We start from the raw sequence: 15,117 nt of genomic DNA, 5'->3' as shown, positions 1-15,117 counted from the left end.
ATTTCCATTATGCAAATTACACATATAGGAACTGATATTATTGAAATTTCCCGAATTCGGAAAGCGATAAAAACACATAATCAAAGAATGCTTAATAAAATCTTCACAAAAAAGGAACAGGTGTATTGTTTAAGACTAATAGATCCTTGCCCTTCTTTAGCAGCTAGGTTTGCAGGGAAAGAAGCTGTAGCTAAAGCCCTAGGATCTGGAATAGGAAAGATTGTTGGTTGGAAAGATATAGAGATCCTTAAAATATCAAAACACCCCGAAGTCTTTTTACCAGAAAGAGTGTATCAAAAATTAGGAATCTCCAAAGTCTTATTATCAATCAGCCATAGTCGTGAGTACGCCACAGCTATGGCAATAGCTTTAATTTAAGAAACGTTCGGCTTCTAAAGCAGCCATACACCCACTTCCCGCAGCCGTGATTGCTTGTCTATAATGTTTATCCTGAACATCCCCCGCAGCAAATACTCCTGGAATAGAGGTTCTGCAAGTACCCGGTTCAGTAATAATGTATCCATATTCGTCTAAAGCTAGCTGGCCACTTAAAAAATCAGTATTCGGCTTATGTCCTATGGCAAAAAATACGCCTCCTGCATCACGAGAAGAAATCTCTTTAGAAACATTGTTTAAAATATCAACAGAACGAACAAAGGTATCTCCGGAAATTTTTACTATTTCACTATTCCAAAGGAAAGAGATCTTTTCATTAGACTCCGCCTTTTTTACCATCGCTTTAGAAGCTCTTAACGTGTCCCTTCTATGTACCACAAAAACACGCCTTCCATACCGAGTCAGAAAAATTGCTTCTTCTAAGGCAGAATCTCCACCACCAATAACATACAAGTCTTTATTTTTAAAAATAGGAGAGGCTCCGTCACACACGGCACAAGCTGTAACACCTTTTTGCCAGAATTCGTTGTCAGATGCTCCGGGAATTTCTAACCGCTTTGCAGAAGCTCCCGTTGCTATAATACACGTGTCACAGGTATATTTTTCTTCATTGGACATTACTACAAAAGGACGTATAGTGAAATCCACTGAAGTAACATCTTTTGGAAGAATTTGAGCTCCAAAACGACTAGACTGGGATTTCATATTATCCATTAATTTTGGACCTAGTATGCCTTCAGGGAATCCAGGGAAATTTTCTACTTCAGTAGTAGTCATTAATTGACCACCGGAAACACCGGAAAAAAAGCCCTCGAATAAAATAGGACTTAAAAGTGCTCTTGAAGCATAAATCGCTGCAGTATAACCTGCAGGGCCAGAGCCAACAATAATTACTTTAGCGTGAGTCATTTATTTTTACCCTACCGAATAATTTTAGAAATAAATCTAAAACAAATAAAAAATTTTAAAGCAACAAATTAGAATAAAAAAACTGCTGCAAGGGAGATCTTGCCTTTTTTAAGGTTTATATTTACACTATCTTTTTTGACTTTGTAGTTTTTAGGAGAATAACATTAAATGCCAAAACAATCCGAATACACTTGGGGATCCAAAAAAATTCTTGATACTATAGATTGCCTCTCGGAAGACGTTGTTGAATTCAAAGATCTTCTCTGCTCAACACATGGAATTACTTCAAGCGATGAGGAACCTACCAGTGAGATACAACCTGGCGCCATCCTAAAAGGTACTGTAGTTGATATCAATAAGGACTTCGTAGTCGTTGACGTTGGTTTGAAATCCGAAGGGGTCATTCCAATGTCAGAATTCATAGAATCCTCTGAAGGCTTAGTTCTTGGTGCTGAAGTAGAGGTATACTTAGACCAAACTGAAGATGAAGAAGGAAAGGTTGTTTTATCCAGAGAAAAAGCTACTCGCCAAAGACAATGGGAACACATTTTAGCTCACTGTGAAGAAGGTTCTATTGTCAAGGGACAAATTATACGCAAAGTCAAAGGTGGTCTCATTGTTGATATTGGGATGGAAGCTTTCTTGCCCGGTTCTCAAATTGACAATAAGAAAATTAAGAACTTAGATGATTATGTAGGCAAAGTCTGCGAATTCAAAATCTTGAAAATCAACATTGATAGAAGAAATGTTGTTGTTTCAAGAAGAGAACTCTTAGAAGCTGAACGAATTTCTAAAAAAGCAGAACTTATTGAACAAATCACTATTGGCGAACGCCGTAAAGGTATCGTTAAAAACATTACAGATTTTGGTGTATTCTTAGATCTAGATGGCATCGATGGTCTCCTCCATATTACAGATATGACATGGAAACGCATTCGTCATCCATCCGAAATGGTAGAACTCAATCAAGAACTCGAAGTTGTGATTCTTAGCGTTGATAAAGAAAAAGGTCGCGTTGCCCTTGGTCTTAAACAAAAAGAACACAATCCGTGGGAAGATATCGAGAAGAAATATCCTCCAGGGAAACGTATTACTGGTAAAATTGTTAAACTTCTCCCCTACGGAGCCTTTATCGAAATTGAAGAAGGTATTGAAGGATTAATTCACGTCTCTGAAATGTCTTGGGTTAAAAATGTTGTTGATCCTAGTGAAGTAGTCAACAAAGGTGATGAAGTTGAAGCTATCGTTTTATCCATTCAAAAAGAAGAAGGTAAAATTTCTTTAGGTCTAAAACAAACAGAACACAATCCGTGGGATAACATCGAAGAGAAATATCCTATTGGTTTACACGTACGTGCAGAAATTAAAAATCTTACAAATTACGGCGCCTTTGTTGAACTGGAGCCGGGTATTGAAGGTTTAATTCATATCTCTGACATGAGTTGGATTAAAAAGGTATCCCACCCTTCAGAACTCTTCAAAAAAGGTAGTATTGTTGAAGCTGTTATTCTCTCAGTAGATAAAGAAAGCAAAAAAATCACTCTAGGAGTCAAACAGTTAAGTTCAAATCCTTGGAATGAAATTGAAGAAATGTTCCCCACAGGAAGCGTTATTTCTGGAGTTGTAACTAAAATTACAGCATTCGGAGCATTTGTAGAACTACAAAATGGTATAGAAGGTCTGATTCACGTTTCAGAGCTCTCTGAAAAGCCTTTTTCAAAAATTGAAGATATTATCTCAATAGGCGATTCAGTATCTGCAAAAGTTATCAAACTGGATCCTGATCATAAAAAGGTATCTCTTTCTGTGAAAGAATACTTAGCTGATAAACAGTACGATCAAACAGATACAGATATAGATGATTTGGACTTAGAAGATTTAGTTAGTTCAGATAAAAAGAAAAAAGGGAAATAATATTACTTAAAAGGTTGAGCTTATGTTGTATAACATAAGCTTGCCTTGGTTTAGCACTCTGTCTGTTTCCTTACTTATAAGAGGAGTATAATGAATAAAGATCTTGTAGCTATTTTTGACTACATGGAGAAGGAAAAAGGAATTCAACGCCCTGTTATCATAGGAGCTATTGAATCGGCCTTAAAAATTGCAGCGAAAAAAACACTAAGAGATGATGCTAACGTTTCTGTAAATATTAATCCTAAAACTGGTGATATAGAAGTTTTCTGTGAAAAAGAAATCGTAGAAGTATGTGAGAATCCCAGTAAAGAGATTCCTTTAGACAAAGCTAGAGAATACGATCCTGAATGCGAAATTGGGCAGTACATGGACGTTCCCTTTGTTTCTGAGCATTTTGGAAGAATTGCTGCTCACGCCGCCCGACAAATTATCGGTCAGAAACTACGCCATGCAGAAAGAGATGTTATCTACGAAGAGTATCGACATAGGGTCAATGAAATTCTTTCTGGGGTCGTCAAGCGATTTGCGAAAGGATCAAACTTAATCATAGATTTAGGGAAGGTTGAAGGTCTCCTACCAGCTCGTTGTTATCCTAAAACAGAAAAGCATAAAGTTGGTGATAAGATTTATGCTCTGTTATACGAGGTGCAGGAATCAGAAAATGGGGGTGCTGAAGTTATCCTGAGCCGTAGCCATCCTGAATTTGTTAAGCAACTTTTCTTGCAAGAAGTTCCAGAATTAGAAGAAGGCTCTGTAGAAATTGTTAAAATTGCTCGTGAAGCAGGCTACAGAACTAAAATAGCTGTAAGTTCATCCGATCCAAAAACAGATCCTGTGGGCGCTTTTGTTGGAATGAGAGGTTCTCGAGTGAAAAATATCATTCGAGAATTAAACGACGAAAAAATAGATATTGTAAACTATTCTCCTGTGACCACAGAATTGTTGCAAAATTTGCTTTGCCCCATAGAAATTCAAAAGATTGCAATTTTAGAAGATGACAAAGTTATTGCTATAGTCGTTCAGGATGCTGATTACGCAACCGTAATTGGTAAGCGAGGAATCAATGCTCGTTTGATTAGTCAAATCTTAGACTATGAACTCGAAGTTCAACGTATGAGCGAATATAATAAACTATTAGAAATTCAACGCCTACAGTTAGCGGAATTTGATAGCCCTCTATTAGATGAGCCGCTAGAAATGGAAGGCATTAGTAAGTTGGTTGTCCAGAATCTTGTACACGCAGGATACGACACGATCAGAAAGGTATTATTAGCCAGTGCTAATGATCTTGCTTCTGTTCCTGGAATCAGTTTAGAACTTGCTTATAAGATCCTTGAGCAAGTCAGCAAATATGGAGAAGGCAAAGTTGACGAAAAACCTAAAATTGAAGATTAAAAACGCTCAATTAACGAAAGCTGCTGGATTAGATAAGTTAAAGCAAAAATTAGCTCAGGCAGGATCTTCAGACATAAAAAGCTCTTCAGAAAAGCCTGCGACTAAGGTTCCTGAAAAGGTTCCTAAAGAAAAAGTCGTGAAGAAAAAGAGTGTTATAGATTCTAGTGTACCTACGATAACTGAGCATGTTTCTACTGAAACTTCTCCACGCAGAATTCGAGCTAAAAATCGTTCATCTTTTGCGTCTGAAGATTCAACCATTCCTTCTCCTGTTTCAGTAGATGCCGACTCTACTGAGTTCTCCCCTCCTGTTATAGAAGAAGTGGCTTCTTCTCTTGAGTCCGAGCCGGAGATTGTAGAGCCAACTCCCCCTTCTATAGTAGAAGAACCTGAAACAATTATTAAGGAGCCCACTCCTCCAAAGAAAGAATCTGAAGCAGTAGTTAAAAAGGAACCTCCTAAAAATGTTGTTTCTATCAAGTCGAATTTCGGGCCTACTGGAAAACATATTAATCATTTGTTAGCGAAGACTTTTAAAGCTCCTAAAAAACAAGATAAGCCTACGCCTAAAGAACGCACAGGAACAGTTCAGGCAAAGCCTCAGCAATCTCCTGAAACTTCTAGTGATAAACAACATTCTCCAAACAATCGACAGTCTCAACCTTTTTATCGTAGGGATACGTCAAAGAGACCTGGATCTGATTTTAGAGATCGTTCGAAAAAGGATGACAGTCCTAAGGCGTTTACAGGTAGAGATCGTTATGGATTAAACGACAGTAGCGATGACGATAAGTGGAGAAAAAAACGTGTTCAAAAAACTAAAAAACACTATGACGAACACTCAGTACAGCGCCCTACCTATATTAAGGTACCTCTGCCTATCACGATTAAAGATCTTGCTGCAGAAATGAAGCTTAAAGCTTCTGAACTGATCCAAAAAATGTTTATTCATGGTATGACTTACGTTGTAAACGACGTATTAGATAACGAAACAACGGTACAATTTATTGGATTAGAATTTGGTTGTACTATTGATATCGATTCATCAGAACAAGATAAGCTCTGTATCGAAAGTAATACTGTTAAAGAAGAAATACAAGAGACAGATCCAAGTCAATTAATCATTCGTCCTCCTATCGTAGCTTTTATGGGCCATGTGGATCACGGAAAAACTACTTTAATTGACTCGCTAAGAAAAAGTAACGTGGCAGCAGCAGAAGCTGGGGCTATTACACAACATATGGGAGCATTCTGTTGTTCTACACCTGTTGGAAATATTACTATCTTGGATACTCCTGGCCACGAAGCCTTTTCTGCAATGAGAGCTCGAGGTGCGGAAGTTTGCGATATCGTTGTGCTTGTAGTTGCCGGGGATGAAGGAATCAAAGAACAAACTTTGGAAGCCGTCAAACACGCTCGTGCGGCAAACATCACTATTGTTGTAGCAATCAATAAGTGTGATAAACCGAATTTCAATGCAGATACTGTTTATAGACAACTTTCTGAAATCAACCTATTGCCAGAGGCATGGGGAGGTACAACTGTAACAATTAATACCTCTGCAAAAACAGGCGAAGGTTTATCTGAGCTTTTAGAAATGCTTGCTCTACAAGCGGAAGTTTTAGAACTAAAAGCGAATCCAGCTGCTCGTGCTCGTGGAATTGTTATCGAATCCGAGCTACACAAAGGTTTAGGTGCAGTAGCAACTATTTTAGTGCAAAATGGCACCCTACATCTTGGTGAGGCATTAGTTTTCAATGATTGTTATGGCAAAGTTAAAACAATGCATAACGAACATAACCAGCTAATGATATCGGCTAGTCCTTCTGTCCCAGCTTTAATCACAGGGCTATCTAGTATGCCGAAGGCAGGTGATCCTTTTGTTGTCGTTAAAAACGAAAAAACAGCTAAGGAAATTATTAATGCTAGAATTGCCGGCCAACAGAAATTTGCTTTGCAAAAGAAACGTCCTAATTTTGATGCTATGCTGCAAAATAAAAAGATCCTTAAACTTATTATCAAAGCTGATGTTCAAGGGTCTATTGAAGCTTTGGCCTGTTCTATCTTAAAAATTATTTCTGATAAAGTGAGTGCCGAAATTCTTTATAGTAGCGTTGGAGAAATTTCTGAGTCAGATATTCGTTTGGCTGCAGCATCTAAAGCTGTTATTATTGGTTTCCATACGGGCATAGAAAGCCACGCGGAATCTCTAATCAAAAACTTAGGAGTAAAGGTGCATTTGTTTAATATTATCTACCATGCTGTAGATGCTGTTAAAGAAATGATGACAGCGTTACTCGATCCTATTGCTGAAGAGAGGAACCTTGGTTCTGCTGAAATCAAAGAGACCTTTAAGTCATCACAATTAGGTACAATTTACGGTTGCTTGGTTTCCGAAGGTGTAATGACTAGAAATCAAAAAGTACGTGTTGTACGCAATAACGAAGTTCTTTGGAAAGGTAACTTGTCTTCACTAAAACGTATTAAAGAAGACGTTAAAGAAGTTAAAAAAGGGCTTGAGTGTGGTATTTTATTAGAAGGATATCAGAATGCTCAGGTAGGTGATATTCTACAATGTTACGAAGTGATCTATCATCCACAAAAGCTTTAGAATATTATGACTGAAAATAGACGCATAAAAAAGGTTAATTCATTATTGCGCGAAGCGATTGCAAATGTAATTTTAAAAGATGTGAAACATCCTAAAATTTCTAATCGTTGGATTACGGTTACTAGGGTATGTTTATCTAAAGATTTACATTCTGCTCGTGTCTATGTTTCAATTATGCCACATGAAAATACATCAACAGAAACTTTAGAAGCGTTAAAAGCATCAGCAAGGTACATTGCTTATAAGGCTTCTAAAGGCGTCGTACTTAAGTATTTTCCCGAGATAAACTTTTATCTTGAAGATATTTTTTCTCCCCAGGATCATATAGAAAACTTGCTCTGGAAAATACGAGAACAAGATAAAAATTAGTACCATCCGTTAGAAAGATCTAAACATTGACGACATCATTATGGAACTTGCTACAGAACTTAAAGAAGGTATTCTTCTAATAGATAAGCCTCAAGGAAGGACCTCGTTTAGTCTCATTCGTACTCTAACAAAATTGATCGGTGTAAAAAAAATCGGTCACGCAGGCACTTTGGATCCCTTTGCTACAGGTGTGATGGTCATGTTGATCGGCCGTAGGTTCACTCGCCTTTCAGATGTCTTATTATTTGAAGATAAAGAATATGCAGCAGTTGCTCACCTAGGGACAACTACAGATTCTTATGATTGTGATGGCAAGATTGTAGGTAGGTCAAAAAAGATCCCCACCCATGAAGAAATTCTAGAGGCCTCGCAGTATTTTCAGGGGCAAATTCAACAAATTCCTCCAATGTTTTCTGCAAAAAAAGTTAACGGAAAAAAGCTTTATGAATATGCCCGAAAGGGGTTATCAATAGAGCGTTGCCAATCTACGGTTCAAGTGAGCTTACAAATTACAAGATATGAATATCCCCTGCTACATTTTTCTATACAATGTAGCAAAGGAACTTACATTCGTAGTATTGCTCATGAACTAGGAAACATGTTAGGCTGTGGAGCTTATTTGGAAGAACTTAGACGTTTGCGTAGTGGTAGTTTTTCTATAGACCAATGTATTGATGGATGTCTTTTAGACTGTCCTGACTTTGATATATCTCCTTACCTAAGAGATTTTAATGGAAATATTCTATAGTTTGACACCGACTCCCCTCTCTGTGGATTCTATAACTATAGGTTTTTTTGATGGTTGTCATCTAGGTCACAAGAAATTACTCACTGTTTTATCTTCCTATCCAGGATTATCAGGAGTGATTACTTTTGACTTACATCCTCAGGCGGTTTTACAATCACCCACTCTCAAGTTAATTACAAGTACAAAAGAACGCCTTCTACTTCTGGAAAGTTTTCCTATAGACTACTTGTGTATTCTTTCCTTTACACAAAAGTTTGCTAATCAATCTGCCGAAAGCTTCATACGTTCCCTGCATCAAACATTAAGATGTAGACGTTTAATCTTGGGGTATGACTCTAGATTGGGCAAGGGGGGGGAAGGCAACGCTACAACGCTACAACCTCTGGCCGATTCTCTAGGAATAGAAATTATAGAAGTCGCTCCCTATAAGATAGATCAAGAGATTGTGTCTAGCAAAAGAATTCGTCAGTTTTTAATGCTAGGTGATTTAGATAACGCTAATCGCTATTTAGGGCACTCATATAAATATGTTGGGACAATCGAGGCTGGTTATGGTTTGGGAACCCAGTTAGGGGTTGCTACAATTAATCTCCCTCAGGAACAATGTCTGCTTCCGCACGGAGTATATGCATGCGAAATAGAATATCACACCACACTCTATCAAGGGATTATGAATCTTGGAAAGGCTCCTACAGTGGGAAGAAATTCATTATGTTTAGAAGCGCATCTTTTTGACTTCTCCGGGAACTTATATGGCGAGACAGTTTCTGTAATCCCTAAGAAATTTATCCGCAAAGAAAGAAAATTCTCTTCTAGAGCAATGTTGTCTCAAGCAATTCAAAAGGATATAGACAGTGCAAAAGTATTCTTCTCTACTAATTATGCAAGAAAAGCATAATATCACCATCCTGCACAATGTAGTCTCTACCCTCTGCTCGCAATTTGCCAGCTTCGCGGACTCCAGTACGGCTTTCATAGGTTATCATATCTTCAAGAGTAACGACTTCCGCTCGGATAAACCCTTTTTGGATATCGGTGTGAATTTGGCCTGCAGCTTCCGCAGCTGTAGATCCTATAGGAATAGTCCAAGCCCTAGTTTCTTGTGGTCCAGTTGTAAAATAAGAAATCAATCCAAGTGTATGGTAAGCAGCGCGAACTAATCGATTTAATCCCGATTCTTTTAGCCCCAAACTATTTAAAAAGTCTTGCCGGTCTTCTATAGGAAGCGACATGATTTCTTCTTCTAGCTGTACACAAATAGGAACAACACGAGCATTTTCCTTTCTAGCAATTTCTTGAACAACAGCGACATAATTATTATGCATAGTTGCTATTGAATCCTCGCCTATATTAGCTATATACAACATAGGCTTTGCCGTTAAAAAGGGATAAGGTTTTAGTTGTATCTGCTCTTCAGAAGATAAATTTAAAGTGCGAACGGGTTGACCACTTTCTAAATGTTTAATCACTCTATCAAGTAAAGGTAAAACAATCCCTAGGTCTTTCTTACCCTTAGCTTGTTTCTCTAATTTGCTATGAATACTTGTTGCCGAAGAAAAATCAGAAAAAATCAATTCTAAATTTATTACGGAAATGTCATCACTAGGATCTATCTTTCCCGATACATGAGTAACATCATCATTATCAAAACAACGAACAACGTGAGCTATAGCATGAGTCTCTCGAATATGAGAAAGAAACCTATTTCCTAATCCAGCTCCGTCTGCAGCTCCCCTCACCAAACCAGCAATATCAACAAATTTCATATCGGCATAGATAACCTTCTGACTCTGACTCATCTTAGCTAAAATATCTAAACGGTTATCAATAACCGGAACAATACCGATATTCGGATCAATTGTGCAAAAGGGATAGTTACAAGAAGCTACTTGCGCTCCAGTAAGCGCGTTAAATAACCCAGACTTACCTACATTGGGAAGTCCTACGATGCCACATTCTGTATGCCCCATATGTTATCTTTTGTAGCTATTTTTAATATTACCTTTAGTAGGGAAGAATTCCCACAAACATTGAATCGTTGACTCGATGCTCGTGGGAGCTTGCACTCGGTTTGTTAGTACTTTGAACCCAGCACCTTTAGTGTGATCACTAAAGACAATATAGGAATCAAAGTTTCCTGACTAATATTTTCTTAGCAACTTACTATGAGATCTTTCTAGATCTTACCTGAAAAAAACCTTGTTTCACGACTATAGAAAAATATAATAATTAAGGTTCATCCCTTAGGCTTCTCTCTTGTGAAAAACACGCTTATAGGGTAATTTGCAGATTATTCCTATTTAATGCTATTTATCTAACTGTGGCCAAGCAATGGGTGAAAAAACAGAAAAGGCAACCCCAAAGCGTCTTAGAGATGCGAGGAAAAAAGGCCAGGTAGCAAAATCTCAAGATTTTCCTTCCGCGGTTACCTTTATTGTTTCCATGTTCACAACCTTCTATCTATCATCGTTTTTTGCCAAACATCTTGGTAGTTTTCTTGTTTCTATTTTTAAAGAAGCACCTATAAATCATGATCCCAGATTGACGTTATACTATTTACATAACTGTTTAACTTTAATTTTAACCACTTCTTTACCTCTACTTGGAGCTGTAGGGTTTGTTGGGATTCTTGTGGGATTTCTTGTTGTAGGTCCGACCTTTTCTACAGAGGTTTTTAAACCAGATTTAAAAAAATTCAATCCTATTGAAAACCTGAAACAAAAATTTAAAATAAAGACTTTAATTGAGTTATTAAAGTCTATTTTGAAAATTTTCGGTGCTGCTTTGATCTTGTATGTCACATTGAAAAACCGCATACCATTAATCATTGAGACTGCAGGAGTCTCGCCAATTGTCATTGCCATTATCTTTAAAGAGATACTTTATAAGGCAGTCACGTCCATTGGTATTTTTTTCTTAGTCGTTGCTGTTCTCGACTTAGTGTATCAAAGAAAGAACTTTGCTAAAGAACTAAAAATGGAAAAGTTTGAGGTTAAACAGGAATTTAAGGATACAGAAGGTAATCCAGAAATTAAGGGACGCCGCCGTCAAATCGCCCAAGAAATAGCCTACGAAGATACCTCCTCTCAAATTAAACATGCAAGTGCGGTTGTTTCAAACCCTAAGGATATCGCTGTAGCTATCGGTTATATGCCGGAAAAATATAAAGCTCCATGGATTATTGCTATGGGAATTAATTTGCGTGCAAAAAGAATCATCACAGAAGCTGAAAAGTATGGTATTCCTATTATGAGGAATGTGCCGTTAGCGCATCAGCTTTGGGATGAAGGAAAAGAGTTGAAGTTTATTCCAGAATCGACGTATGAAGCCATTGGAGAAATCCTTCTCTACATCACTTCCCTTAATGCACAAAACCCTAATAATAAAAACATTAACCAACCCGATAATCTATAATGAATAAGCTACTCAATTTTGTCAGTAGAACCTTTGGGGGAGATGCAGCCCTAAATATGATCAACAAATCGAGTGACCTCATCCTTGCCTTATGGATGATTGGTGTCGTTTTGATGATCATCTTGCCCCTACCTCCGACTGTTGTCGACTTGATGATCACTATCAATTTAGCTGTTTCTGTCTTCCTATTGATGGTGGCTTTGTATATTCCTAGCGCCCTACAATTATCGGTTTTCCCCTCACTACTCCTAATCACAACGATGTTTCGATTAGGCATTAACATCTCTTCCTCAAGACAGATTCTTCTTAAAGCTTATGCCGGTCACGTCATTCAAGCTTTCGGAGACTTCGTAGTTGGAGGGAACTATGTTGTTGGATTTATTATCTTCTTAATTATTACAATTATTCAATTTATCGTTGTTACCAAGGGTGCTGAGCGTGTTGCTGAAGTAGCTGCAAGATTCCGATTAGATGCTATGCCTGGTAAGCAAATGGCTATTGATGCTGACTTGCGTGCTGGAATGATTGATGCACAACAAGCACGCGATAAACGAGGCATGATTCAAAAGGAAAGTGAACTCTATGGAGCCATGGACGGTGCCATGAAGTTCATTAAAGGGGACGTTATCGCAGGTATTGTGATCTCGTTAATTAACATTGTTGGTGGTTTGACTATTGGCGTGGCTATGCATGGCATGGACCTAGCTCAGGCTGCTCATGTATACACTCTATTATCTATCGGTGATGGTTTAGTTTCTCAGATTCCTTCACTACTTATTTCCTTAACTGCTGGTATCGTTACCACTCGAGTTTCTAGTGATAAAAACACGAACTTAGGTAAAGAGATTTCCTCTCAGTTAGTTAAAGAACCTAGAGCTCTTCTCTTAGCCTCTGCAGCAACTTTAGGTGTAGGCTTTTTTAAAGGGTTCCCACTTTGGTCATTCTCAATACTATCTTTTATCTTTGGTCTTCTTGGTGTTATCCTGCTTGCGAAGAAAAATAGTGCTTCCAAACAAGGGGCCTCTGGAGCATCAACAACAGTAGGAGCTGCTGCAGACGGAGCAGCAACAGCTGGTGATAACCCGGATGACTACTCTTTAACGTTGCCAGTAATTTTAGAATTAGGAAAAGACTTATCTAAGTTGATTCAACAAAGAACGAAGTCCGGTCAAAGTTTCGTTGACGATATGATCCCGAAAATGCGTCAAGCTCTGTATCAAGACATTGGTATTCGTTATCCAGGAATTCATGTGCGCACCGACTCTCCTTCTCTAGAGGGTTATGATTATATGATTCTTCTTAATGAAGTTCCCTACGTTCGAGGGAAAATTCCTGCAAACCATGTGTTGACTAATGAAGTTGAAGAAAATCTTAAGAGATACAATCTACCTTTTCTTACTTATAAAAATGCTGCGGGCCTCCCTTCTGCTTGGGTTAGTGACGATGCTAAAGCTATTTTAGAAAAAGCAGCTATTAAATATTGGACACCTTTAGAAGTGATTATTCTTCATCTGTCTTACTTCTTCCATAGAAGCTCTCAAGAGTTCTTAGGAATTCAAGAGGTACGCTCTATGATTGAATTTATGGAACGCTCGTTCCCAGATCTTGTTAAAGAAGTGACGCGACTTATCCCTCTGCAAAAGCTTACTGAAATTTTCAAACGTTTAGTCCAAGAGCAGATCTCTATCAAAGACCTACGCACAATTTTAGAATCCTTAAGTGAATGGGCTCAAACCGAAAAAGATACTGTATTGCTAACAGAATACGTACGTTCTTCTCTTAAACTTTATATTAGTTTTAAATTTTCCCAAGGACAATCTGCGATCTCAGTTTATTTACTCGATCCAGAAATTGAAGAGATGATCCGTGGAGCAATTAAACAAACCTCTGCAGGATCTTATCTTGCTTTGGATCCTGATTCAGTAAACCTAATCTTAAAATCTATGAGAAATACAATTACGCCAACTCCTCCAGGAGGTCAGCCTCCTGTGCTGTTGACAGCAATTGACGTAAGACGATATGTAAGGAAATTAATAGAAACAGAATTCCCTGATATCGCTGTGATTTCTTACCAAGAGATTCTCCCAGAGATTCGCATCCAGCCATTAGGAAGAATTCAGATTTTCTAATCTGTCATTAAAGAGGACATATGGCAGCATCTGGAGGAGCCGGAGGCCTAGGTGGTGCACAAGCTGTTGATGTTGCGCAAGTACAAGCTGCAGCAGCAAAAGCCGATGCCCAAGAAGTTGTAGCTAGTCAAGAGCAATCTGACATCAGCATGATTCGGGATTCTCAGGATTTAACGAATCCTCAGGCAGCAACCCGCACTAAGAAAAAAGAAGAGAAATTTCAAACTTTAGAATCCAGAAGAAAAGGTGCCGCGCAAACAGAAAAAAAATCTGAAAGTACTGGAGATAAATCTGATACAGATCTTGCTGATAAATATACCGAAAACAATGCAGAAATTTCAGGTCAAGATTTACGCAGTATCAGAGATGCTTTAGATGATGATTCTTCTGAAGAAGACATCTTAGACCTTGTAAAATCTAAATTTTCTGATCCTGCCCTTCAAGGTATTGCCTTAGATTACCTAGTCCAAACAACACCAGCGTCTCAAGGTGCTTTGAAAGACTCTTTAATCAAAGCACAACAAACTCACATGCAACAGAATCGACAAGCTGTTGTTGGTGGTAAAAATATTCTATTTGCCTCGCAAGAGTATGCCAATATTTTACAAACATCTGCTCCAGGATTGCGTGCTCTCTATCTTCAAGTTACCTCAGATTTTCATACATGTGAGCAATTACTTCAGATGTTACAGACACGCTATAACTATGAAGAAATGGGGACTGTATCTTCTTTTATTCTTAAAGGGATGTCTGCGGATTTAAAATCAGAAGGATCTTCTGTTTCACCCATAAAATTACAGGTGATGATGTCAGAAACTCGCAATCTTCAAGCTGTGATTACTGGTTATAGTTTTTTCCAGGATAAATTCCCTAATGTTATGGCATCTTTAAAAGCTGATGGGGTGTCTATCCCTGAAGATCTCAAATTTGATAAAGTTGCTGATACCTTCTTTAAGTTAATCAACGATAAATTCGCTACAGCTTCAAAAATGGAACGAGGAGTTCGTGATCTTGTTGGTAATGATACTGAAGCTATTACTGGGATACTTAACCTTTTCTTTACTGCCCTAAGAGGAACTTCATCGAGATTGTTTTCTTCAGCAGAAAAGCGTCAAGAATTAGGTACTATGATGGCGAATGCCTTGGATTCTGTGAATACCCATAACGAAGATTACCCAAAATCTACAGACTTCCCAAAACCTTATCCTTGGTCTTAATTTTTACGGATTAGC

At 38.0% G+C, this 15,117-nt stretch carries 12 protein-coding genes; 10 read left to right on the top strand and 2 right to left on the bottom strand.

The genetic code is table 11. The annotated features are described in order from the left end of the window. Positions 1-9 precede the first annotated feature (9 nt). Positions 10-378, top strand: a complete 369-nt coding sequence (acpS, locus tag E1N70_RS04350; RefSeq protein WP_131744320.1) for a holo-ACP synthase — start codon at positions 10-12, stop codon at positions 376-378. On the opposite strand, the gene trxB is transcribed toward acpS, so the two are convergent. Beyond that, complete coding sequence (gene trxB, locus E1N70_RS04345) at positions 370-1,305, bottom strand: thioredoxin-disulfide reductase (RefSeq protein WP_131744319.1); 936 nt, start codon at positions 1,303-1,305, stop codon at positions 370-372. The two genes, acpS and trxB, sit on opposite strands and share 9 nt — an antisense overlap. 168 nt (positions 1,306-1,473) lie before the next feature. On the opposite strand from trxB, the gene rpsA reads away from it, so the two are divergent. From rpsA to E1N70_RS04315, 6 genes are all read left to right on the top strand, one after another. After that, positions 1,474-3,219 (top strand): 30S ribosomal protein S1, encoded by a 1,746-nt coding sequence (rpsA, locus tag E1N70_RS04340; RefSeq protein ID WP_131744318.1) that lies wholly within the window; start codon positions 1,474-1,476, stop codon positions 3,217-3,219. Positions 3,220-3,309: 90 nt separating this feature from the next. Next, positions 3,310-4,614, top strand: a complete 1,305-nt coding sequence (gene nusA, locus E1N70_RS04335; protein ID WP_006343144.1) for a transcription termination factor NusA — start codon at positions 3,310-3,312, stop codon at positions 4,612-4,614. Then, positions 4,571-7,225: a translation initiation factor IF-2 gene (infB, locus tag E1N70_RS04330; RefSeq protein WP_131744317.1), complete on the top strand. Its 2,655-nt coding sequence runs from the start codon at positions 4,571-4,573 to the stop codon at positions 7,223-7,225. The genes nusA and infB overlap by 44 nt, the downstream gene beginning before the upstream one ends. A 6-nt stretch (positions 7,226-7,231) precedes the next feature. Continuing rightward, positions 7,232-7,594: a 30S ribosome-binding factor RbfA gene (gene rbfA / locus E1N70_RS04325; protein ID WP_006344094.1), complete on the top strand. Its 363-nt coding sequence runs from the start codon at positions 7,232-7,234 to the stop codon at positions 7,592-7,594. A gap of 40 nt (positions 7,595-7,634) precedes the next feature. Next, positions 7,635-8,342, top strand: coding sequence for a tRNA pseudouridine(55) synthase TruB (gene truB / locus E1N70_RS04320; RefSeq protein WP_131744316.1), 708 nt, complete (start codon positions 7,635-7,637; stop codon positions 8,340-8,342). Then, complete coding sequence (locus E1N70_RS04315) at positions 8,326-9,240, top strand: bifunctional riboflavin kinase/FAD synthetase (RefSeq protein WP_131744315.1); 915 nt, start codon at positions 8,326-8,328, stop codon at positions 9,238-9,240. Before truB ends, E1N70_RS04315 begins: the two co-directional genes overlap by 17 nt. On the opposite strand, the gene ychF is transcribed toward E1N70_RS04315, so the two are convergent. Further along, positions 9,218-10,312 carry a redox-regulated ATPase YchF gene (gene ychF, locus E1N70_RS04310; RefSeq protein WP_131744314.1) on the bottom strand — a complete coding sequence of 365 codons (1,095 nt, stop codon included), beginning with the start codon at positions 10,310-10,312 and terminating at the stop codon, positions 9,218-9,220. The genes E1N70_RS04315 and ychF overlap by 23 nt on opposite strands. 361 nt (positions 10,313-10,673) lie before the next feature. Here ychF and sctU point away from each other — a divergent pair, with 361 nt between their 5' ends. The 3 genes from sctU to sctW are packed head-to-tail and all read left to right on the top strand — an operon-like array spanning position 10,674 to position 15,102. Beyond that, positions 10,674-11,756, top strand: coding sequence for a type III secretion system export apparatus subunit SctU (sctU, locus tag E1N70_RS04305; protein WP_131744313.1), 1,083 nt, complete (start codon positions 10,674-10,676; stop codon positions 11,754-11,756). Beyond that, on the top strand, positions 11,756-13,885 hold the full coding sequence (gene sctV / locus E1N70_RS04300; RefSeq protein WP_131744312.1) for a type III secretion system export apparatus subunit SctV: 2,130 nt from the start codon (positions 11,756-11,758) through the stop codon (positions 13,883-13,885). The genes sctU and sctV overlap by 1 nt, the downstream gene beginning before the upstream one ends. Positions 13,886-13,905: 20 nt before the next feature. After that, complete coding sequence (sctW, locus tag E1N70_RS04295; RefSeq protein WP_131744311.1) at positions 13,906-15,102, top strand: type III secretion system gatekeeper subunit SctW; 1,197 nt, start codon at positions 13,906-13,908, stop codon at positions 15,100-15,102. The last annotated feature ends 15 nt before the right edge of the window (positions 15,103-15,117 follow it).

This window comes from Chlamydia buteonis (genome assembly GCF_900634605.1).
GTDB classification, from domain to species: domain Bacteria; phylum Chlamydiota; class Chlamydiia; order Chlamydiales; family Chlamydiaceae; genus Chlamydia; species Chlamydia buteonis.
The sequence above is the reverse complement of the archived record's forward strand: the minus strand, read 5'-3'. Positions and strand labels throughout refer to the sequence as shown.